Source organism: Actinoplanes nipponensis (assembly GCF_016862275.1).
In the GTDB taxonomy this organism is placed as follows: Bacteria; Actinomycetota; Actinomycetes; order Mycobacteriales; family Micromonosporaceae; genus Actinoplanes; species Actinoplanes nipponensis.
The window spans coordinates 582018-603825 of record NZ_BOMQ01000008.1 but is presented as its reverse complement, the minus strand read 5'-3'; the positions used below and the strand labels follow the sequence as shown (position 1 = coordinate 603825).

Annotated in this window: 18 protein-coding genes; 8 read left to right on the top strand and 10 right to left on the bottom strand. The window is 72.9% G+C overall.

Going from position 1 to position 21808, the window contains the following annotated elements:
- The 3 genes from Ani05nite_RS03980 to Ani05nite_RS03970 all read right to left on the bottom strand — a co-directional run.
- Positions 1-1206, bottom strand: a 1206-nt coding sequence (locus Ani05nite_RS03980) for a trypsin-like serine protease (RefSeq protein ID WP_203764901.1), incomplete at its 3' end; no start/stop codon positions are given.
- Positions 1207-1444: 238 nt separating this feature from the next.
- Entirely contained in the window at positions 1445-2935 is a 1491-nt protein-coding gene (locus Ani05nite_RS03975; protein WP_203764898.1) for a GGDEF domain-containing protein, read from the bottom strand.
- Positions 2936-3034: 99 nt separating this feature from the next.
- Complete coding sequence (locus tag Ani05nite_RS03970; protein ID WP_203764895.1) at positions 3035-3337, bottom strand: helix-turn-helix domain-containing protein; 303 nt, start codon at positions 3335-3337, stop codon at positions 3035-3037.
- A 902-nt stretch (positions 3338-4239) separates the two neighbouring features.
- Between Ani05nite_RS03970 and Ani05nite_RS03965 the strand changes: the two genes are divergently transcribed.
- The 4 genes from Ani05nite_RS03965 to Ani05nite_RS03950 all read left to right on the top strand — a co-directional run bounded on the left by Ani05nite_RS03965 (position 4240) and on the right by Ani05nite_RS03950 (position 8756).
- A complete protein-coding gene (locus Ani05nite_RS03965) occupies positions 4240-5010 on the top strand; it encodes a DUF4386 family protein (RefSeq protein WP_203764892.1) in 771 nt (256 codons plus the stop codon).
- On the top strand, positions 5007-5963 hold the full coding sequence (locus Ani05nite_RS03960) for an NAD-dependent epimerase/dehydratase family protein (RefSeq protein WP_203764889.1): 957 nt from the start codon (positions 5007-5009) through the stop codon (positions 5961-5963). The genes Ani05nite_RS03965 and Ani05nite_RS03960 overlap by 4 nt, the downstream gene beginning before the upstream one ends.
- A gap of 91 nt (positions 5964-6054) precedes the next feature.
- Entirely contained in the window at positions 6055-6780 is a 726-nt protein-coding gene (locus Ani05nite_RS03955; protein ID WP_203764888.1) for a response regulator, read from the top strand.
- A complete protein-coding gene (locus Ani05nite_RS03950) occupies positions 6777-8756 on the top strand; it encodes a sensor histidine kinase (protein ID WP_203764886.1) in 1980 nt (659 codons plus the stop codon). The genes Ani05nite_RS03955 and Ani05nite_RS03950 overlap by 4 nt, the downstream gene beginning before the upstream one ends.
- A 45-nt stretch (positions 8757-8801) precedes the next feature.
- Here the strand turns inward: Ani05nite_RS03950 and secD are convergent, their stop codons facing one another.
- The 3 genes from secD to Ani05nite_RS03935 form a co-directional block, all read right to left on the bottom strand.
- Positions 8802-11042, bottom strand: a complete 2241-nt coding sequence (gene secD, locus Ani05nite_RS03945; RefSeq protein ID WP_203764884.1) for a protein translocase subunit SecD — start codon at positions 11040-11042, stop codon at positions 8802-8804.
- 74 nt (positions 11043-11116) lie between these two features.
- Positions 11117-11476 carry a hypothetical protein gene (locus Ani05nite_RS03940; RefSeq protein ID WP_203764882.1) on the bottom strand — a complete coding sequence of 120 codons (360 nt, stop codon included), beginning with the start codon at positions 11474-11476 and terminating at the stop codon, positions 11117-11119.
- A 408-nt stretch (positions 11477-11884) separates the two neighbouring features.
- Positions 11885-13051, bottom strand: coding sequence for an SRPBCC family protein (locus tag Ani05nite_RS03935; RefSeq protein ID WP_203764880.1), 1167 nt, complete (start codon positions 13049-13051; stop codon positions 11885-11887).
- A gap of 150 nt (positions 13052-13201) precedes the next feature.
- Here Ani05nite_RS03935 and Ani05nite_RS03930 point away from each other — a divergent pair, with 150 nt between their 5' ends.
- On the top strand, positions 13202-13981 hold the full coding sequence (locus Ani05nite_RS03930; RefSeq protein ID WP_203764877.1) for an alpha/beta fold hydrolase: 780 nt from the start codon (positions 13202-13204) through the stop codon (positions 13979-13981).
- Here the strand turns inward: Ani05nite_RS03930 and Ani05nite_RS03925 are convergent.
- Genes Ani05nite_RS03925 through Ani05nite_RS03915 form a run of 3 tightly spaced genes read right to left on the bottom strand, consistent with a single transcriptional unit; the run spans position 13901 to position 16927 of the window.
- Positions 13901-14605: a TetR family transcriptional regulator gene (locus Ani05nite_RS03925; protein WP_203764874.1), complete on the bottom strand. Its 705-nt coding sequence runs from the start codon at positions 14603-14605 to the stop codon at positions 13901-13903. The genes Ani05nite_RS03930 and Ani05nite_RS03925 overlap by 81 nt on opposite strands.
- Positions 14606-15457: a pyridoxal kinase PdxY gene (gene pdxY, locus Ani05nite_RS03920; RefSeq protein WP_203764872.1), complete on the bottom strand. Its 852-nt coding sequence runs from the start codon at positions 15455-15457 to the stop codon at positions 14606-14608.
- A 48-nt stretch (positions 15458-15505) separates the two neighbouring features.
- Positions 15506-16927 (bottom strand): alpha/beta hydrolase family protein, encoded by a 1422-nt coding sequence (locus Ani05nite_RS03915; protein WP_239129228.1) that lies wholly within the window; start codon positions 16925-16927, stop codon positions 15506-15508.
- Positions 16928-17048: 121 nt separating this feature from the next.
- On the opposite strand from Ani05nite_RS03915, the gene Ani05nite_RS03910 reads away from it, so the two are divergent.
- Positions 17049-17792: an EAL domain-containing protein gene (locus Ani05nite_RS03910; RefSeq protein WP_203764869.1), complete on the top strand. Its 744-nt coding sequence runs from the start codon at positions 17049-17051 to the stop codon at positions 17790-17792.
- A 31-nt stretch (positions 17793-17823) separates the two neighbouring features.
- Here the strand turns inward: Ani05nite_RS03910 and Ani05nite_RS03905 are convergent, their stop codons facing one another.
- Positions 17824-18564, bottom strand: a complete 741-nt coding sequence (locus Ani05nite_RS03905) for a hypothetical protein (protein ID WP_203764860.1) — start codon at positions 18562-18564, stop codon at positions 17824-17826.
- A 244-nt stretch (positions 18565-18808) separates the two neighbouring features.
- Here Ani05nite_RS03905 and fusA point away from each other — a divergent pair, with 244 nt between their 5' ends.
- Positions 18809-20806, top strand: coding sequence for an elongation factor G (gene fusA / locus Ani05nite_RS03900; RefSeq protein ID WP_307836689.1), 1998 nt, complete (start codon positions 18809-18811; stop codon positions 20804-20806).
- Positions 20807-20954: 148 nt separating this feature from the next.
- A complete protein-coding gene (locus Ani05nite_RS03895; RefSeq protein ID WP_203764855.1) occupies positions 20955-21746 on the top strand; it encodes an SAM-dependent methyltransferase in 792 nt (263 codons plus the stop codon).
- The last annotated feature ends 62 nt before the right edge of the window (positions 21747-21808 follow it).

The following is a 21808-nucleotide window of genomic DNA, read 5'->3' as shown; positions in this document are numbered from 1 at the left end:
CGGACCGGCCGGTGGTGTCGACCCGGCCTTCGACGTCGTCACCAGGGACAGCTTCTCGGCGGACAGGACCGGATTGATCGGCTGGTACACCGTCTGCGCACGTCCGCCGCGGCAGCTTCCGGAGCCCCCGGACAACACGCCTTGCGCCTGGTTGCCGGCCAGCAGCGAACCCCCGGAGTCGCCGGGCTCGGCGCACGCCGTCGTGACGATGAAGTTCCGCACGATGCGGCCGCTGACGTTGATCGTGGCGTTACGGGCGGTGATGGTGCCGCAGTGCGTGCCGGTGGTCGATCCGGTCCGGCACACCGAGGCGCCGACCGGAGCCTCCTGCGAGCCGGCGATCGGTACGTCTCCGCCGGTGGTCTTGACGACCGGCTTGGGCGTCCACTGCTGGTTGACATCGATCACGGAGTAGTCGTTGCCGCCGCTGTTGCCGAACTGGGACGCCCGGAACGTGCCCTGCGCCTGGTTGTTGAAGCCGTTTGTCGTGGCGCCGCGCGGGCCGCAGTGACCAGCCGACACGAACCCCGAGGTCACCGGGAAACCGACCGAGCAGCGGGCCGACCGGTTGATCAGATACGCGTCACCCCCGCGGACGTCGAACAGAGCCTTGAAGTCCGCGGCGACCGTCTGGACTCGTACGGTCTCTGTCCGGAGGCCGGCCTGCCGCGCGAAACCGCGCGCCTTGTTCTCGCTGCCGGGGCGCGCCAGCATCGTGACGGTGTTCGTCCTGGCGTCGATGTACCAGCCGGCCACCGACTGCGGCGTCCCGGTCATCCGGTCCAGCCGTCGCCGTGCCGACTGCAGCTGCCGCTCGCTGTGTTCGACCACGCGGGGTTCGGCGCCCAGCGCCCGGGCCCGCTGGGCCGCCGACGCATCCGCCACTGCCACCATCATCCGACCGCTCCGACCATCGAGCCACGTGCCGGCGAAGGAATCGCCGATGCCGACGCGCAGCGCCGCGTCCTGCTCCACCGCTTCCGACTCGGCGGCCAGCCGCCCGGCCGCGGCGGACTCGCTGATACGCAGGTCGCGCGACATGGCGGACAGGAGCGCCGCTGCCGGTCCCCCGTTCGGCGACGGGGGCGCGGGCGCCTGCGGACGACTCTGCCGATCGGTGCCGGCGTCCGCCGGCACCGTGAGCACCACCGCGGTACCCGCCGCTGCCGTCAATGCCATCCCGGCGATGACCCGTCGTACTCTCACATTCCGATCCCTTCCCTGAACACCCGGCCCGGGGGCCGACTTGCACGGCACAATCTGCCGCGCCGCGCGGGCTTTGCCCAGTCAGGAAAGGGAGAAATAAGAAAACCGTGAAAATCCGGTTACGGTCTCGCCGGCAAGGCGGCCGGCACCCCCGGAAAAACCGTTCCGCGGCGGCCGGTCCGGTCATTTATGTTCGCCGGCTTATTAATGCGCCGCCGGGCCCGAACGACCGGATCGATCACGAGATGCTGCCGCCGGCAACGCTGGTTCCGGCCACCGCCACGGGGGGTGGAACAACACGACGCGGCGGCTCATATACTCGGATGACACCTTTGCCGTGGCTCTTGGCGGCATACATGGCCAGGTCCGCCTCGCGGATCAGGGCGCTGATATCGTCGGCGCCCCCGGCTGCGGTGGTCACGCCGATGCTGCATCCCACGGCGACGTCGGTCGAATGGATCCGCATAGGCTCGGACAGCGAATGCACGACTCGCTTCGCGGTGCCGATTCCCGTCTGGACCGGCACGTCGGTCAGGAGCACGGCGAACTCGTCGCCGCCGAGCCGGGCCACCACGTCGTCCGGGCGCAGAGCCGCGAGGAGCCGCGCCGACACCGCCACGAGCACCTCGTCCCCCGCGGCGTGGCCGAGCGTGTCGTTGACGGCCTTGAATCCATCAAGATCGATAAGCATGATCATGATCGGGCGTTCGCCGCCGGTCAGCGCCGTTGCCCCGGCGGCATAGAAGGCAGCGCGGTTCGGTAACCCGGTCAACGCGTCATGGTGCGCCTGGTGGGCCAGTTCCTCCGTCTGCGCGGCCAGCCTGACAGCCAGGGCGGACACCGTGGCCAGCGTCAGGAACTGACGCAGCAGCACCAGCGAGAAGGTGCCCAGCAGCACCCAGACGACGACGGGCCCGATGGTGCCGGTTCGCAGTTGCAGGACGGCGGTCGCGGCGACCGCTCCCACGATCGGGGCGTAGGCGAGCAGGACCCAGGCACTGGCCACGAGCCGTCTGACGCTCGCGGTCGAGCCACCAGGCATGTCCTCGCGGCTCGCCATCGCCATCAGCCCGGCGGCGAAGACGTAGCCACCGCCGACTCCGGTGGCGTACCAGGGCGAGCCCTCCATGCCGTTGCGGAGCGACAGCAACGCCGTCACCGCGAGAACGACGGTGGCCAGGGCCAGCAACCGCAGCGCGTGGTTGCTGTTCCCTCCGGCTGTCGCCGCCATCGTCACCAACGCGATCGCGCAGGCGATCACCTCGGGCAGGGTCTGCGCGGCAGCGAGCGCGGTGGGACCGGAGCCCATCCGATGCAGCGACGGGAGCAGGACGAATTGCCAGGTGAGCGCGAACGTGGCCCCGGACACCGCAGCGACGTCGATGAGCCGGCGAAAGCGGGCCATCCCGTGCAGCGGCGGAGCCAGGAGCAGGAGGCCCACCGGCACCGCGACGGCCGCGGCGAGGCTCAGGATGTCGCCCACCAGCCGGCCACTTCTGTGCGGCAGCCCGTAGGCGGTCAACAGGAAGAGCAGGTTGGCCAGACTCCACATACCGGCGGCGGCGCAACCGGCGATGAATCCGGCGCGTGCGCGTCCGCGATGGCTGCGCGCCTGGCGCAGGTAGCCGGCACAGCCGTAGCCACTCGCACCAGCGATCAGGACATCGGAGAGCTCGAATCCCAGCTGCGACGGCAACGCGGGCAGAACCCATTGGAAGGCGACGGCCACACCCGTCACCAGCAGGGGCGCTACTACCGGCATCCGCACATCCGGCTTAACGGCAACTGTCGCGCCGACCTGAGGGGGGTGAGCTGGACCGTGTCCTGATCATGCCCGGAGGTTGTAGAGACCCAACTCGGCATCCTCGGCCGCGCCCAGCACGGCCCGCAACGCCCTCCTCCGGTGCTCCATCGGCCAGCGAACCAGGCCCTGCTCGAGTTTGCCCACGTCGTGTGCGGTCATCGGGTGATCCGGATCCGCGTCGTCGACGGCATTGACGGCGTCTGCCAACTGACGCCGGGTGAGGCCGTGGCGGCGGCGAGCCTCGCGCAGGAGCTCGTTGGGCTCACGTCCGATCGGCGCCCCGGGGCGCCGTGGCAACGGGTCGCCCGATGCTCTTCTGTTATCCATGGTGGGTCCAGGTCGGGACTGTGCGGCAAATGACGGCGTATTCGACAAGCGATCACCCCACTCGGTCCGAAGCGGTCAAGAACCGTGAGTCGGGTGGGCTCGGCGCCCCTGTCCTCCCTCCCCATGGGGTGGGAGAGTGGCTGGAGGACAGGGACACCGAGGTGGGACGCGCCTTCACCGGCCTTGCTTCGAGAAGGTGCGCCATGACGATAACCGAAACCTCGCGATATCAACAATGCGCATGACCCGGCGCGGCCCCGGAAACGAAAGAAGGCCCTCCGCCACGGGCTCACAATATGCATTTTGCGCCGATCTTCATGAGACTTTCACACGCGGCCGACAAAAGTGGAGGCCCCGCGACCAGGCCGATCGCCGACACGAACCGCCGTCGCGGGTTTCTGCCGGTCGTCGCCGGTTCATGACGTCAATCGTATGAATAGCTCGCCGTAAGCATTGAGGTGCGCGATGTCATCGGACTCGGGCGGACTTCAGTCAGGCCGGCGGCAGCCTTGCGGGAGCTGGTTCCGCTATGCCAGGATCTGGCCCAGCGGTGGCCGAGGAAATCCTCGCACCGGCCGGATCCGCGCCACCTGCGCGACAGCGCCTCCGGTATACGCGGCACCATTTCCGCGGACGAAAGGCCCGTTGCCGTCAAGCCCCGGCCTTCCCATGGGTAGCAGTGGGGTTCGACGCCGGAGACCACGAGGCGACGCGATTCTTCCCCCGATCGCCGTCGCCTCTTCTCGCGTCCCCGTTCCTCCCTCACCTCCCCCCGGTCGAGGAACGGGGACGCACCTTCTCGACGACCCCGCCCGGCCGCTGACCTCGCCAGCCTTGACTAACAGTGTCAAATAAACCTACTGTCATCAGGCCAACGTTCCCGTGACCCACCGGAGGCCATCGTGAGCACTGCCCTCGGGACACCCGCTCCCACCCTGCGGGGTCCCGCTGCCGAGCGAACCGCCCGCACCCGGACCTGGTACGCCGCGGTCGGCGCGCTGCTGCTGGTCGAGTCGCTGCTGATCTTCGTGCCCGTGGTGGTTCTCGGGCGGGCGGTGAACTGGCCGGCGGGCCTGGACGCCCCCGCCGCCACCACCCTGCCGCTGGTCGCGGACAACCTCGCGGCCGTGCGCCTGGGCTACCTGTTCTATCTCGCGTACTCGCTGCTGTTCCTGCCGGTCATCGCCTTGACCGTGACCGCGTTGACCGATCCGGCCGGACGGTCGCGGACCGTGACGCGGATGGCGGTGGCCCTGGCCGCAGTCTCCGCGCTGGCCCGCGCCATCGGCATCTCCCGCTGGCTGACCACCATGCCGGGGCTGGCGGAGCAGTGGCAGGGCGGCGACGACGCGCTGCGCCGGGTGCTGGCGGTGCAGTTCACGGTGGTCAACGACTTCGGCGGCGGCATCGGGGAACTGCTCGGCGTCTCCGCCTTCGGTGCCGGTGCGGTGCTCTGCGCGACCTGGGCCGTCCGGGCGTACGCACCTCGGTGGCTCACCGTCTTCGGGGGTGTCGCCGGCCTGGCGGTCGCCCTGCCGGCGGCGGAACTCGCCGGTGCCGACATCGGCCCGCTGGTCGTCGTGGGCACCACCGTCGTGCAGTTCTGGTTCATGGCCACCGCGGCCGTCATCATCCTGCGGGCGCGCCGCGGCAACACCCAGAAGCTGTCATGACCCTGCATGTCATTCTCGGGCACGGCCAGGTGGGCCGCCTGCTCACCGCCCGGCTCGCCGCCGACGGCCACCGGGTACGCGTGCTCACCCGTACCCGTCCGGCCCGCCTTCCGGCCGGTGTCGAGCACACGACCGTGGACCTGCGGGAGCCGGCTGCTGCGGCGGCAGCGGCCGGCGGCGGCGTGCTGTACCACGTCGCCGGCGCGCCGTACGCGGCCTGGAACGAGTCCCTGCCCCGGATCGCCACGACCGCCCTGGCGGCGGCCGCGGCCACCGGGGCACCCCTGATCTACCTCGACAACCTGTACGCCGTGGGCGCCCCCACGGGCCCGATCACCGAGGACACGCCCGCCGCGCCGGTCGGGGCCAAAGGCCGGCTGCGTCACCGGCTGGCCGCACAGCTCGTCGAGGCGGCCCGGTCCGCCCGGGTGTCGGGCGTGTCCGTGGTGCACGCCAGCGACTTCTTCGGGCCCGGCGTCACCGCTGCCGTCCCGCACGCGTTGGTGCTCGACCCGGTCTCCGCCGGCCGGGCGCCGCGGTGGCCGATTTCGCTCGATCAGCCGCACGCCCTGTCGTACACCCCGGACGTGGCCCACACGCTGGCCGCTCTGGGTGTGCGGGAGTCGTCGGCCCAGGCGGGGGCGCAGCGTTGGCTGGTGCCCGCCGACGGCGCACCGACGGGCCGGGAGTTCATCGCGGCGGTCGCGCGCAACCGAGGTGGCGAACTCCGGCGGCCGGGCACGCTGAGCGTCACGCTGCTGCGCCTGGCCGGGTTGTTCAATGCCGACGCCCGTGCCCTCGGGCAGTTGTCACACCAGTACGCCCGGCCGTGGACGGTGGACAGCACTCGCACCAGCAGGGAACTCGGCGTCACCGCAACGCCCCTGGCCGCAGCTGTCGCGGCGACCGTCGCCCGCTCCGTGGCACCCGGAAAGCCGGGGAACCGGTCATGACAGCGAACCTCGCCGGATCAGGGAGGCGTCGATGGGGGCCTCGGCCGGGCATGGCTGGCTGGTCAGAGCGCAGCTCAGGCACACTGTCGGCATGAGTGCTCACATCATGGTGGCGGAGGACGACACTCGGCAGGCCGAGCTGATCCGCCGCTACCTGCAACACGAGGGGCACTCCGTGATGGTGGTGCACGACGGGCGGCTCGCCATCGACGAGGCCCGCCGGGCGCGCCCGGACCTGCTGGTGCTGGACGTGATGATGCCCACCGTCGACGGCCTCGACGTGTGCCGCGTCCTGCGCGCCGAGTCCGACGTGCCGATCATCCTGTTGACGGCCCGCGCGCTGGAGGACGACATCCTGCTGGGGTTCGATCTCGGCGCCGACGACTACATCACCAAGCCCTACAGCCCGCGGCAGCTGGTGGCCCGGGTCCGCACCGTGCTGCGCCGGGTGACGCAGGCGCGTACCGCCGCGGGCGTGGTCCTGCAGGTCGGCGAACTGACGGTCGACCCGGTGCGGCACGAGATCAGCCTCGCCGGCTCGATCATCGAGTGCACGCCCGCGGAGTTCAGGCTGCTCGCCGCCCTCGCCCGGGAGCCCTACCGGGTCTTCACCCGGCGACAGCTGCTGGCCCAGGCCTACGGCGCTGACGGGTTCATCACCGAACGCACCATCGACGTCCACATGATGAAGCTCCGCCGTAAGGTCGAGAAGGATCCGGCCCGGCCGCGCTACCTGCTCACGGTGTACGGCGTCGGTTACAAGATCGTCGATGGGCAGCGCGACGAGCCGTCACCGTCCGCCGGACCGGGCCGTTGATCCGCCGGTCGACACTGCTCCTGCGCTTCTTCGCCATCTCGGTGCTGATCGCGGCCTTCTCCATCGCCGTCACCGCATGGCTCGCGACGCAGACGACCGCCGACAACATTCAGCAGCAGTCCGGGGCGAACGCCGTCCAGGACGCCCGCCTCTACGACCAGTTGCTCGGCTACGCGGCCACCCATGCCTCGTGGGAGGGGGTACGGCCCACGCTTGACGCACTCGCGGCCCAGAGTGGCCGGCGCATAGCCCTGGCCTCCCTGGACCGCATGCCGATAGCCGACACCGGCGACCGCGACGCCCCGGTTCTGCCTTTGCAGAGAGACGCCCTCATCGATCCTCTGCACGTCGACGCGACGCTGCAGCCACGGGCACCGGCCAACCTGATCGACCGCCGCGCGGTCGCCCGGCTGGCGCCCCTGCCGGACCGGTACCGGCGCGATCTGAGGGGCGTCGCCGACCGGCTAGCGAAGTGCCTTCGCACCGCCTACGACATCGATGCCCGCGTCGCGTCCAGCCCGAACGGACGCCCCTTCGTCGTGGTGCCCACCCTCGAGGAACTCGCACCCGTCTACGACTCCCGGCGCTGCGTGAGCGACTCGATCAACCCGCTGAGTGTGCTCACCTCCGCCGAACAGGAGGTGAATCGCCAGTTCCGGCAGGGGGTCTCGGCCTGCCTGGAGAAGCTGCCCGCATCTCCCACTCCGCCGCCCTCGTCCTCGTCGCCGGCCACCGCCGCCTCGACAACGCCGACCAACGTCGCCGCCGACCCCCGTGCGACGGCACTTGCGCCTGTCGTCATCTCCGCGTCCGAAGCGACCGATTCCGTGCCCGACCTGATTCCGGCCCGGCTCTGGACGATCGCCGCGGTCCAGGACCATCTCGGATACCTCGCGGAATCCCCCGATTTCGAGGCTGCGACCAGGAGTTGCTTCACCACAGCTCTGCACCATCAGCTCACCGATGCGGTCTCGCCCCCCGCACTGGTGTTCCTGACCGCTCCGCACGGCCCCGCCCCGGCAACAGCCGACCTGTCGAGGGCCGGAGCGGCCCGTATCGCGGTGACTGCCGCGATCGTCCTCGCCGTCGCCATGTTCGCCGCCTGGCTCAGCGCCACCCGGCTGGTCCGCCCGCTCCGCGCGGTCACCTCGGCCGCGCATCGGATGGCCGGCGGCGATCGGACCGTTCGCGTGCGCACCAAGGCCCATGGTGAGGTCGCCGAGCTCGCCGATGCGTTCAACGCCATGTCGGAACAGTTGGAAAGCACCGAACGCCAACGGCAGGCCCTGATCGGCGACATCGCCCACGAACTGCGCAACCCGCTGGGCAACATCACCGGCTGGCTCGAGGCCACCCATGACGGTCTGGCCACCGCCGATCCCGAGCTGATCGACATGTTGCTCACCGAATCCGTCCTGCTCCAGCGCCTGGTCGACGACCTGCAGGACCTGGCCCAGGCTGATGCCGGTCGGCTGCGGCTGCACCCCGAGCTGACCGATGCCGCCGACATCGCGGACCAGGTCGCGGCGGCACATCAGGCCGCCGCCGACGAACGCCACATCACCCTGCGCTCCGTCACCCGCGGGCGCCTGCCTGTGCTCGCCGATCCCACCCGGTTACGCCAGGCGCTGAGCAACCTGGTCGGCAACGCCGTCCGCTACACGCCGGCGGGCGGCGAGATCAGCGTCCGGACCTGGGCCGACGGAGACACCGTCGGGTTCGAGGTGACGGACACCGGATGCGGCATCTCCGCCGAGGAGCTTCCCCATGTCTTCGACCGCTTCTGGCGATCGGACGCATCCCGTAGCCGGCTCACCGGTGGCACCGGACTGGGCCTGGCGATCACGAAACACCTCTGCGAAGCGCACGGCGGCGCCGTCTCGGCCACCAGCACCGTGAACCGGGGAAGCACGTTCCGCATCACCCTTCCCGGCGCTCACGTACGCCCCGCAGTGGACCCGCACCGGAGCGGTTGACGGCCGGGCCACTCCCGCCGGCCTGCGCCGGCGGGAGTGGCGAGGTCACCCTCGCGCCGCCAGGCCGCCGCGCCGCGACTCGAACATCACGGTCATCGGCGCGGCGAGGAAGACCGACGAGTACGTCCCGACGGTGATCCCGATCAGCAGCGCCAGCGCGAAGTCGAACAGCGAGTCGCCGCCGAGCACGGCCAGGGCGGTGAGGATGAAGATGGCGCCGAGGCCGGTGTTGACCGTACGCGGCACGGTCTGCAGCGAGCCGGAGTTGGCCAGCTCCGCGAAGGGCCGGCCGGATTTCGCCCGGACCAGTTCGCGCATGCGGTCGAAGATGACGACCGAGTCGTTGACCGAGTAGCCGATCACGGTGAGCAGCGCGGCCAGGAACACCCCGTCGACGGGCCGGCCCAGCCAGGCGAACACGCCGACCAGCAGCACCACGTCGTGGAACATGGCCAGCACCGCAGCCGCGCCCCACTGCCAGCGGAACCGGATCGCCAGGTACGCCAGCTGGGCCGCGAGCACCACGCCGACCGCGATGACGGCGTTGCGGCGCAGCTCCGCGCCCAGCGTCGGGCCGATCCGCTCGTCGCGCAGCCGCTGCACCTCCCCGCCGCCGGCCCGGGTGAGCGCCGACCGGATGTCGGCCTCGACGTCCTCGCCGAAGGCGCCGGCGCGGACGTTGATGGTGCCGTCGCCGGAGGTGTTGACCACCGCCCGGTCCAGGCCCGCCGAGGTCACCGCCGCGCGCGCGGTGTCGGCCGACAGCGGCACGGCGGCGGCGTACTCGACGGACCGCCCCCCGGTGAACTCGACGCCGACGTCGAGCCCGCGCACGCCGATGCCGGCGAGCGCGAACGCGGTGGCCACGCCGGCCAGGGCCAGCCAGGCCCGCCGGCGCCCCATGATGTCGGGGTTGCGCTCGCTCAGCTTGCGCCGCACCCAGCCGGTGCCGGCCAGCCCGCTCCAGCCCGGCCGGCGTTGCGCCCAGCGGCTGCCCATGAGCGGGGACGCGAGCACCCGGGTCAGCACCAGCGCGGTGAACATCGAGGCCAACACGCCGATGGTCAGCGTGACCCCGAAGCCCCGCACCGGCCCGGAGGCCAGGAAGAACAGCAGTCCGGCGGCGAGCAGCGTGGTGATGTTGGAATCGGCGATGGCGGACCAGGCGTTCCTGAAGCCGCCCCGCAGCGCGGTCCGCAGGCTGCGCCGCGCGCCGCGGGCGGCGTACTCCTCCCGGGCTCTTTCGAAGATCAGCACGTTGGCGTCCAGCGCCATGCCGATCGCCAGGACGAACCCGGCCAGGCCGGGCAGGGTCAGGGTGGCGCCGAGGGCGAGCAGCGCCGCGTACGAGACGAGGCCGTAGCCGATCAGCGCGACTGCGGCCACCCCGCCCGCCAGCCGGTACACGCCCACGATGAACAGCAGCATGGCGATCGTGCCGAGCACCGCGGCCGTCGCGGACGCCTCGATCGCCGCCCGGCCCAGTGTCGGGCCGACCGTACGCTGCTCGATGGTGTCCACCGGGACCGGCAGCCCACCGGCGCGGACCAGCAGGGCCAGGTCCTTGGCCTGGGCCTCGGTGAACGATCCGGTGATCTGCGTCCGGCCGCCGGCGATGCCGGCCCGGCAGGAGACGTCCCCGTCGACCTGCGGTGACGAGATCACCTCCCGGTCCAGGACGATCGCCACCCGGCGCGCCGGGTCACCGACCGGCGCACAGGCCGCCCGGCCGGTCAGCTGCTGCCAGGCGCCGCCGCCGTCGCCGCGGAAGTCGAGCGAGACCTGCCAACCGCCGAACTGGTCGAGGACGGCGTCGGCCCCGCCGACCTGCTGCCCCGACAGCGCGGCCGGACCCAGCCGCAATGGCCGGCCGTCCTCCGACGGCAGGACGAGCTCGGCCGGGTCCCTCGGCTCGGCGGCCGGCGATGCCTCGGCGGCGCCGAGGACGGGATGGAAGGTGAGCTGGGCGGTGCGGCCGATGACCCGGACGGCCTCGGCCGGGTCGGTGACGCCGGGCAGTTCCACGATGATGCGCCGCTCGCCGGAGCGGGCCAGCGTCGGCTCGGTCACGCCGAGCTCGTCGACGCGACGACGGAGCACCTCGAGGGCTTCGTCGGTGGTGACGGCGTTCGCCCGGGCGAACTCGCCGTCCCGGGTCTCAAGAACGATCTGGGTGCCGCCGCGCAGGTCCAGGCCCAGCTGGGGCGTCCGGGTGGCCAGCAGCCAACCCGACACCGCCAGTACGACCAGGGCCAGGACAGCGCGCACGGCAGTAGCGCGCGACATGGTCGATGCTCCTCAACGCAGGATGTCCCGCGCGGCCGTCGGGCCGGCGCGGGCGAAAGGAAAGGGGGACGCTGCTACGCCGTACGGCGTGGCGGCGCCCGTCCTCGCACTGCGCTGAGAGCGACCGCGGGCACGGCCGACGAGCCCACCCGGGCGGCCGCCGCCCAGCTGAAGCGTCGCGCCACCCCGAGCAGGACCGCGGCAACCGCGGCGACCAGCAGGAAGATCGCACCGACGGAGGGCTTCGCGATCGGCCGCGCGGCCGGGAGCACCGGCACCATCGCCGCCGGCGCGACCGCCGCGGTCACCGTGGCGACGCGGGGCTGTTCGGCCTGCTCGCTGTGGACGAACACGGCCAGGGTCGCGCCGATCACGAGCGCGATCGCGAGCACGGCGGCCTGGAAGGTCTGCTGACCCCGCCACCTGCGCTGCACGTCCGACCCCCTCATCCGGCCTGGCGCGAGAGTACCCCTCCGGCGCCCGTTCGAGGTTCGGCGCGGCGATGACGCGCCCACGCGGGCCGGCGCGCGTCCGGGAAAGCCGCGGCCGAACCCTTGACACGAGAAGGTCTCGTGTAAAGTATTTCATCGCGGGTGTCGGCACTCGGCGACGGAGTGCCGGCTCCCCGGTCCGCGCGGACGGCTTCTTCCCCAGTAGCTGCCCGCTCACCCGGCTGACGACGATGCGTCGTCGGCCGCAGGACGCCGATGCGCATCGGTCCGCCAACCGGTGCGCATCGGCGTCGCGGCCCCGGGCCCGTCCCCATGGAGCATGGGTCAGGTGGCGCGCCAGTCTTGCTGCATCAGCAGCCGGTGAGCGACCGGGACCGGCGACGGTGACGGCTACCGCGGCGACGACGGCGCGGTGTCCCGCCGCAGGACGGCGTCGAGCCGTTCGAGGGTGGTGGTCATCCCGGCGCGCAGGTGGGCCGCCCGGTCCCGGACCCCCACGGCGCTCTGGATCAGGCGCACGAGCGCCATCTGCGGGGCCGCGCGGGTCATCGACTCGGTGATCCGGGTGCCGCCCGCCACCGGCTCCAGGTCGTACCGCCAGGTCGAGGCGGACGGCCAGGCGGTGGTGAAGGCGAACGCGCGTCCCGGCGCCGCCTGCGTGACGGTGGCCGTCATGCGCCAGCGGTAGACGGGCCCGATGCGGTTGCTGCCGGTGAAGCGCCGGCCCGGCTCCCGCCACCGCGCCGCGTAGGTCTCGGGACTCCACTCGCCCATCCGGGTGATGTCGCTGATCAGGGCGTAGACCCGGTCCGGCGGCGCGGCAACGGTGCGGCTGACCGTGACCGACAGGGCCGGCGCGGATCCCAGGTCGGCGATCAGGCGGCGGGCCAGCGGTACCGACGAGGCGGGGTTCTGTCCGGTGTAGAGGTTGCGGTCCACGCTCACGTGCGGGCGCAGCGGCACCGCGCCCTTGACGTAGCGGGCGCCGCGCGCCACCAGCTGGTCCTCGAGCAGCCACGGCGCCTTGCGCGCGAACCGGTTGAGCAGCTCCTCGCGGTTGGACAGGCCGGTCATGGTGTAGCCGGCGAACGGCCAGGACCCGTCGGCGGCGACCGCGGCGAGGGTCGCGGCCGGGGCATGGCACAGCAGCGCGAGCGGTCGGCCCGATTGCACCGTACGGGCCAGCAGCGCGCCGGAGACGGGGTCGGCGGCGAGGTCCTCCATCGGGCCGTGGCCGCCGGGGTAGAAGACGAGGTCGTAGTCGGCCGGATCGACCTCGTGCAGGGCGCTGGGGTGGCGCAGCTCGTCGGCGTGGGCGGCGAGATAGCGGCGGTAGCGCCGCAGCCGCCACGGGCTGCCGGCCGGGAACCGGAGGCTGAGCCGGTCGACGGTCGGCACGCGGCCGTCCGGGGTGGCCACCGTGACGCGCCAGCCCGCCGCCCGGAAGAGTCGGTGCGGCTCGGCGAACTCCTCGGCCCAGAACCCGGTGGGATGCCGGCTGCCGTCCAGCAGCGTCCACCGGTCGGCCGCCGACACGACCATCAGCACAGCGGGCATGACCGCCTCCTCCTCATCCGAACCTGCTGGTTCGGTTCCGGTATATCACCGGGCCGGCCCGAAACCAAACTCGATGGTTCGGTTCTTCGGCGGTACCGTTCCAGGCGCGGCCTGCCGCAACCCGACGCGCACCGAGGAGCGGAAGACGCCATGACCCACGCCGCCTGGCAGCCGTTCGCCACGCCCTGGCACTACCTGGGGCTGCCCGGCAGCATCGCGCCGCCGCTGTGGCGGGAACGCCGGGCCGGCGCCGAGCTGGCCGCCCTGCGCGCCGGCCGACCGGCGCCGCCGGCCCCGCCGCACCCGGGCGCGCCGGTGGTCGTGATCCCCGGCTTCGCCGCCGGAGACGCCGAGGTGGCGCTGCTGCGCACCTGGTTCCGCGAGGGCGGATGGGACGCCCGGCCGACCGGCGTCACCGACGGGCGGCGGTGCTCCAGCCGTGATCTCGCCGTCGTCGAGGACACCCTGGTACGCGTGCACAGCGAGACGGGGCAGCCCGTCACCCTGGTGGGTCACAGCCGCGGCGGGATGTTCGCCAAGGCTCTCGCGGTGCGGCATCCGGACGCCGTACGGGCCCTGGTCACCCTCGGGTCGCCCCTGACCGACCCGTTCGGGGTGCATCTGGCCGTACGGGTCCTGACCCTGGGGATGGCGACGATGAGCTACCTGGGCCTGCGCGACTGGGTCCGCAACTGCCCGTTCGGCGACTGCTGCCGGGAGGTCCACGACGACGTCCTGGCGCCGGCCCCGGCCGGCGTGCCGTTCACCTCCGTGGCCAGCCGCAGCGACGGCATCGTGTCGTGGCAGGCCTCGCAGGACCCCGGCGCCCGCTGTGTCACGGTGGACAGCTCACACGTCGGGATGGTCGCCCACCCGGGCGTCTGGGCGGCCGTCGCCGACGCCCTGTCCCCCGCCCCGCCGGCCGGCTGACCCGGCCCCGGGCCGATCGGCGGTGGGGGTCGCCGCGTTCACCCGCACCAGGCGTTCCGCCGCCTTGCGGGTCTGCGTCCGTGCCGCGTCCGCGTCGTCCTGAGCGCCCCCGGCGACCTGCCGCAGCTCGACCGGCGCCATGAGCCATGAGGTCGCCACCGCGATCAGCGCCGCGAAGAGGTGGTGCGGCGACCAGGACGGGTCGGCCCGCCCGGCGCGCTGCGCCGCCTCGATCACCGCGATCTTGCGCTGGTAGCCCTCCAGCCGTTCCGTCGAGATCCCCTCGGCGCGCCCGCGCTCGTGCAGCCAGGCCCAGACCGCGATCCGCTGCAGGTCGGGCCGCTCCGCGAAGGTGTCATGCAGGCGGACCGTGTAGTCGACCAGGTCCTCGGTGATCGGCACGACCTGGGACAGCTCCTCGAGGCCGACCCGCATGACGGTGTCGAACAGGGCCTCCTTGTCGCCGAACCAGGCGTAGATGCGCTCCTTGCTGGCCTTGGCCCGCTCGGCGATCCGGTTGATCCGGGACCCGTCGACGCCGTGCTCGGCGAACTCCGCCAGCGCCGCCTCGAGCACCCGCTGCCGGGTCTCCAGGCCGCGGGCCTGCGCGGCGCGAGGCGTCACTCAGCGCACCCGCCGGGCGCTGAACTGCATGCGCGGGTGGGCGTAGGACTCCTGGGCCTGCACCAGCTGCAGCTCCCGCTCGCCGGACCGGTACGTGGTCTCGATCAGGTCGAAGACGCTGGAGGCGGTGCGCTCCAGCGACACCGCCGCGTCCCCGGTCGCGACGTAGTGGGCGGTGAACAGCGCCGCCGTGACGTCGCCGGACCCGTTCGCCTTGAACGGCAGGTGCGGGGTGGTCACGAGCCAGGCGCCGGCGCCGTCCACGACGAGCATCTCGATCACGCCCTCCTCCCGGTCGGGCCGCTCGACGCTCGTGACCAGCACGGTCGACGGGCCCATGGCGCGGGCGAGGTCGGCCGAGGCGAGGGTCGACTCGACGCTCGCCGGCTCCGTACCGGTCAGGAAGCCCAGCTCGAACTGGTTCGGGGTGATGATGTCGGCCACCGGGACGACCCGGTCGCGCAGCAGGTGCGGGATCTCCGGGGCGACGAAGCAGCCGGACTTGGCGTTGCCCATGACCGGGTCGCACGCGTAGACCGCCGACGGGTTGGCCGCCTTGACCCGGCGGACCGCGTCGATGATGACGTCGCCGATGCCCACCCCGCCCTGGTACCCCGACAGCACGGCGTCGATCCGCGGGAACACCCCGCGCTCCTCCACCCCGAGGAGGATCTCCGCCACGTCCTGCGGCGGGATGAGCGGACCCCGCCAGGCGCCGTAGCCGGTGTGGTTGGAGAAGTTCACCGTCGGCACGGGGACGACCTCGACACCGATGCGCTGGAGCGGGAACACGGCCGCGGAGTTGCCGACGTGGCCGTGGGCGACCGCCGACTGGATGGACAGAACCCTCATCGCCCCAGCCTAGAGAATCATCGGCGGCTCCGGCCGGACCGGCCCGCCTCAGGCGCCGGCCGCGGGTGGGAACACCCGGAGCTCACCGGGGCGGGACAGCACGGCGGGCAGGTCCACCGCCCGGCCGCGCAGCGTCACGTCGAGGAACGCGGCGCACGCCTCGGTGGTGACGCGGACGCTCTCCACCCGGCCCAGGGAACCGACCAGGGCCGGAACCGGCGGCAGGAACAGCGGGGCGTCGGTGAAGGTGAGGTGCGCGCTGCCGGCCACGGTGAGCAGGTAGCTGGTCGCAGCGCCGCGTTGCAGCACCCGCGCCACGAAGGCGAGGTAGTCCGCGTCCGGCCGGTCCCGGGCGGGGTGGGCCAGGGCCAGCACGGGCTGCCGCAGGGCGCCCTGCTCCGGGCTGAGGCCACCGTCCAGGTCGATGACCGCGGAGAACCGGCGGTCCTGCTCGGCGGCGCGCAGGGCGGCGGCCCCGCCGATGGAGTGCCCGGTCACCGCGGCCCGGGTGGTGTCGAGCCGCCCGGCGAGCGGCCCGCCGAACTCGCCGCGGTCGAGCCGGCCCAGCTGGGTGAGGACGAAGCGGAGGTCGGCGGCCCGGACCGCCGTCCAACCGGCCATCCTGCGGCGGTCCTGCTCCTTCTCGCCGGTGGCCGCCACCCGGGTGCCGACGGTACGGCCGTCGGCCAGCACGACCGCCGCCGAGTCGTACGGGTGGTCGACGCCCACGACGGCGTACCCGCGGCTGGCCAGGTCCTCGGCCCACGCGGTGTTCTGGGTGCGCACGCCGCCGAGCCCGGGCGAGAACAGCACGACCGGGAAGCGACCGGCCGCGGGCGCCGCCTCGAACGCCGCGTGCGTCCGGGCACGCGTCGGGCCGCTCAGCAGGAAGGCGGGCGCGCCCAGGTATTCGGCCGCCGCGGCCGCCACGATGCCGGCCTCCCGCCGGGACCGGCCGAGATACTGCGCGCGTCGCGTCCCGGCAGCCCCCGCCCGAGCCGGATACCAGAGCTGGGCGACCACGGTACGGCGGTCGCCGGGCTCGGGGGTGGCCGGTTCCGCCCGGCCGGGGTCGCTCCACTGCACCACCGTGGTGCCGACCGCGGCGGGACCGGACGGCCGCGGGAACACCGGCTCGGGCAGCGCCCAGGCCGCCACCACGGTGCCGGCGACGAGCCCGAGGCACGTGACCGAGCCGGCCAGCGCCGGCCACCGCCGGGACCGGCTGCCGCGACGCCGGCGCAGCAGCCACGCCGCGCCGACCAGCACGTCGGCCGCCAGCGCGGGCAGCAGGTGCCAGTGCGGGCCGAACAGGCTGCCGGCGCCGCCGGCCACGATCGCGATCACCGCACCCACGGCGGTACGGCGGCGCGCCGCCGGTGGCAACCACCGCGCCGACACCAGGGCGACCGAGCCCAGCACCACGACGATCTCCGGCGGGGACAGATGAAGGGTGGGCAGGTCATTCACGGCGGAATTGTTCTTCGCCCCGGCTGTGAGCGTGCTGAGGGCAGGACGGCCGGCTCCCCGTCACGGTGACTCTTGATGGCGGCTGGAGGGTGCCTTGAGGATGTCAGCCGACAGTGATGCCATGACCAACACGCCACTGAGCTCCCCCGACCTGCGAACGCTGCGGCACGTGCTCCAGGGTGGCGCTGTGCAGATCGCTTTCCAGCCGATCGTGCGGCTGCGCGACGGTCTGGTCCGCGGCTACGAGGCGTTGGCGCGCTTCGACCGTGATCACTTCGCCAGCCCGGTCCAGGCGTTCGCCGCGGCGAACGCGGCCGGTCTGGGCGTGGATCTGGAGCTGCTGGCGATCCAGCGTGCGTTCGAGCGCCTCGACGACATGCCGGCGGGGGCCTGGCTGAGCGTGAACCTGTCCGTGGAGGCGGTGTCGACCCCGGCCGTACGGGCCCTGCTGCTGGCCCACGCGCACCGCGGCATCACCGTGGAGCTCACCGAGCACACCCAGGTCAGCGACTACGTCGCGCTCACCGAGGTGACCGGCCGGCTGCGCGCGGCCGGCATCCTCATCGCGGTCGACGACGCGGGCGCCGGCTACGCCAGCCTGACCCATGTCCTGCACCTGCGCCCGGACATCATCAAGCTCGACATCGCGCTGGTCCGCGACATCGACACCGACCCGATCCGGGCGGCGCTGGCCCGCGCGCTGGCCAGCTTCGCCGGCGACATGGGCGCCATGCTGATCGCCGAGGGCATCGAGACCCACGCCGAACACGAGAAGCTGCGCTCGCTCGGGGTGGAGCTGGGCCAGGGCTACTTCATGGCCCGGCCGGGCCCGCTGCCCAGCCGGCACATCGAGCCGCTGCTCTGACCGCCCTGGGCCCTACGGTGACCACCCCCGGTCAGCCGACGAGGGCCACGTCGACCCGCGCCGCCCGCGAGTAGTCGTTGCGGGCCTCGAAGACGACGCCGTAGACCCCGTCCTCGGGCGCGGTGAAGTCGACGGTGAACGTCTGGTCGTCGGTGTCCGGCTTCGGGAAGGCGGTGCTCAGGTCGGCGGTCCGGCGGGTCTGCAGCCAGAAGATCGGCTTCGGGTCGTCGCCGAGGACGGCGACCGCGCCGACGGCGCCGCCGACCCGCAGGCTGACCATGTCCCCCGCGCGCAGCGGCAGGTCGCGGACGTCCACCAGCCACGGCCGGGCGGTGTCGCCGACGGTGCCCGGCCGGCCGGGCACCAGGTCGGCGCCGCCGCCGACGAGCTGGACCAGGTGGGTGGTGGGGCGGCCGCCGTCGGTGTCCGCGGTGACCCGTACGTCGTAGCGGCCCGCCGGGTGCCGTCCGGCGTTGGTGTTGACCGCCACCCAGTCGAGGATCCCGAAGCCCTCCGCGGAGCGGATCAGGCTACGGCCGGCCGCGTCCCGGATCTCCAGGTCGGCCTGGCCCCCGTCCCGGCCCTGGGTGGCGGCGACCGACCAGGCCGCCCCCTCGGCCGGCAACGGGTACGTCGCGTCGGTGGCGGAGGTGGTGAACGCCTGGCCCGGGGGCACGCGGGGCGCCGCGAAGGCCGTACCGGTCGCGCCGGCCAGGGCGAGCGCGCCGACCGTCACGGCGGCGGACAGGACGGGACGGCGAAGGGTGCGCATGGTTCTCCCGGTGGACGGAGCACGGGTCGGACGATCACCACCCTCCCATCGCCGGTCAACAACAATTCAGTCGACGTCGCCGGCCCGGGGTTCGTATTCTCGGCGGCATCGTCGCGACCGGAGGGAGACTGCCGTGCGTTACCGCACCGTCGTGGTCGTTCCCTCGTCGCTGTTCGAGCTGATCCTCGTGTCTGGCGTGCCCGGCTCCGGTCGCGCCGCCGGAGCCGGACGTTCCTGACCGCACCTGTCCGCACGCAGCACGCTGCGTGCGCTCGCGGTCGGCTGGGCGCCGTCCCCATGTCGATCACTTCGAAAGACCGAGACCATGCGTATCCGCAACATCGGCATCCTGGCCCACGTCGACGCCGGCAAGACCACCCTGACCGAACGGATCCTGTACGTCACCGGCGCCACCCACCGGCGCGGCGAGGTGCACGAGGGCACCACCGTCACCGACTTCGACCCGCAGGAGCGCGACCGGGGCATCACCATCTTCGCCGCGGCCGTCAGCTGCGACTGGGCCGGGTACCGGCTGAACCTCATCGACACGCCGGGGCACGTCGACTTCTCCGACGAGGTCGAACGCAGCCTGCGGGTGCTCGACGGCGCCGTGGCGGTCTTCGACGGCGTGGCCGGGGTGGAGCCGCAGAGCGAGTCCGTGTGGCGGCAGGCCGACCGTCACGGCGTGCCCCGGATCGCGTTCGTCAACAAGCTCGACCGCCCCGGGGCCGACTTCGCCGCGGCCGTGGAGTCCATCCGCGACCGTCTGGGCGTCGTCCCGCTGGCGGTGCAGGTGCCGATCGGCTCCGAACAGCACTTCACCGGTGTCGTCGATCTGGTCACGATGCGCGCGCTGACCTGGGTCGACGGGCAGCTGCAGGAGCAGCCGGCCGACGCGGCCGAGTTCGGCGCCGCCCGGCGGCGGCTGGAGGAGGCCGTCGCCGAGCTGCACGCCGCCGCCCTGGAGGAGCTGGGGGCCATGTCCGAGCACACCCTGCGGACGGCGCTGCGGGAGCTGACGCTGCGCGGCGACGCCGTGGTGGTGCTGTGCGGCTCGGCGTACCGCGACAAGGGAGTCGAGCCGCTGCTGGACGCGGTCGTCGCGTACCTCCCGGACCCCGCCGGGGATCCGGGTGCGGACCTGGCCGCCCTGGTGTTCAAGGTGCACGCCGCCCGCCCGGCCCGGCTCACCTACCTGCGTGTCCACGACGGCACCCTGCGCAGGGGCGACGTCGTGTGGGATTCGGACTCGGGCCGCAGCGAACGCGTCGCCCGGATCCTGCGGGTGCAGGCCGACCGGCACACCGACATCGCGTCGGCGGTCGCCGGCGACATCGTCGCGGTCGCCGGGATCAAGACCGCCCGGGCCGGCACGACGCTGAGCACCCGCCGGAACCCGGTCCTGCGGAAGGCGCCGCGCTCCGCCGACCCGCTGGTGTCGGTGGCCGTGGAGGCCCGCACCCGCGGCGACGCGCAGCGGTTGACGGCGGCGCTGGCGGCGCTGGTCGACGAGGACCCCTCGCTGACCGTCCGCACCGACCCCGAGACCGGGCAGATCCTGCTGTCCGGCCTCGGCGAACTGCACCTGGAGGTGGCCGTGGAGAAGATGCGCCTGAGCACCGGCCTGGCCGTCACGGTGGGCCGGCCGCAGGTCGCCTACCGGGAGACCGTCGTACGCGGGGTCACCGGCCTGCTGTACCGGCACGTCAAGCAGGACGGCGGCCCGGGCCAGTTCGCCCACGTCGTCCTGGACGTGACGCCGGCCGACGACGCCGGCTTCGCGTTCGCCTCGACGGTGGCCGGCGGCCGGGTGCCGCGCGAGTACATCCGCGCCGTCGAGGCCGGCTGCCGCGAAGCCCTCACCGACGGCCCGGTCGGCGGGCACCCGGTGATCGGCCTGCGCGTCACCCTGACCGACGGGCTCACCCATCCGAAGGACTCCTCGGAGGTGGCCTTCCGGGCGGCCGGGCGCTTCGCCCTGCGGGCGGCCCTGAACCGCTGCCGGATGACCCTGCTGGAACCGGTCACCGAGGTCACGGTGACCGCGCCGCCGGACACCCTCGGTGCGGTGCTCGGCGACCTGTCCGCCCGGCGCGGTCACGTCACCGGCTCGAGCGCCCAGGCCGTGACCGCGGTGGTGCCGCTGGTCGAGCTGTTCGGCTACGCGAACCGGCTCCGCAGCCGCACCCACGGGCGGGGCACCTTCACCAGCCGCCCGGCGGGCTACCGGCCGGCGGCGTAGGCCGTGCACGTGCGGGCCCGGCGGGAACGCCGGCCGGGCCCGCCGTCACGACGGGTCGCGGCTTCACCGTTCCCAGGGACGAAGGGGTGGCGGGTGAACGCCCGGTGTGCCAGGTTGAACCCCTCAGACCGTCTTCGTAGGAGCCAGAATGCCGTCGATCGACCTGCAGCCGGACCGACCGCACTCGGCCCGGATCTACGACTACCTGCTCGGCGGCAAGGACAACTTCGAGGCCGACCGGGCGGCGGCTCGCGAGATGCTCAAGCACACCCCCAACCTGGCCATCTCGATGCGGGCGAACCGCCGGTTCATGGGCAAGGTGGGGGTCTACCTGGCCGCGAACGGGATCCGCCAGTTCCTCGACGTCGGGACCGGCCTGCCGACCCATCCGAACCTGCACGAGAGCGTCCAGGGCGTCGCCCCCGACGCCTCGGTGGTGTATGTGGACAACGACCCGCTGGTGCTCACGCACGCCCGGGCGCTGCTGACTCCGGTGGGCACCGGCCGGGTCGCCTACCTGGACGCGGACCTGCGCCGGCCCGACGACATCCTGCGGTCGCCCGATGTCACGGCCTTCGATCTGTCCCAGCCGGTCGCGCTGACGTTGATCGCCGTGTTGCAGCACATCACCGACGACGAGCAGGTGCTCGACATCATCGCCCGGCTGACCCGGCCGCTGGCCTCCGGCAGCGCGATCGCCATCTCCAGCGTGACCGTGGAGAACGACCCGGACGGCGGGCCGGGCACGGTGCGCACCTACAACCAGAACGGCGTGCCGGTGGTCGCCCGCAACCGCGCCGGGGTGGAGGCGCTGTTCGCCGGCTTTGAGCTGGTCGAGCCGGGCGTGGTGCCGGTGCACCACTGGCGGCCCGGCGAGGAGGACAAGCAGGTCAGCGACCGGGACGTCTACATGTACGGCGCGGTCGCCATCAAGCCCTGACCCCGGCGCGCCGCGAGCCGGCGCGCCCCGCGGTGGCCCCCGCCGGCTGCCGTAGGATCGCC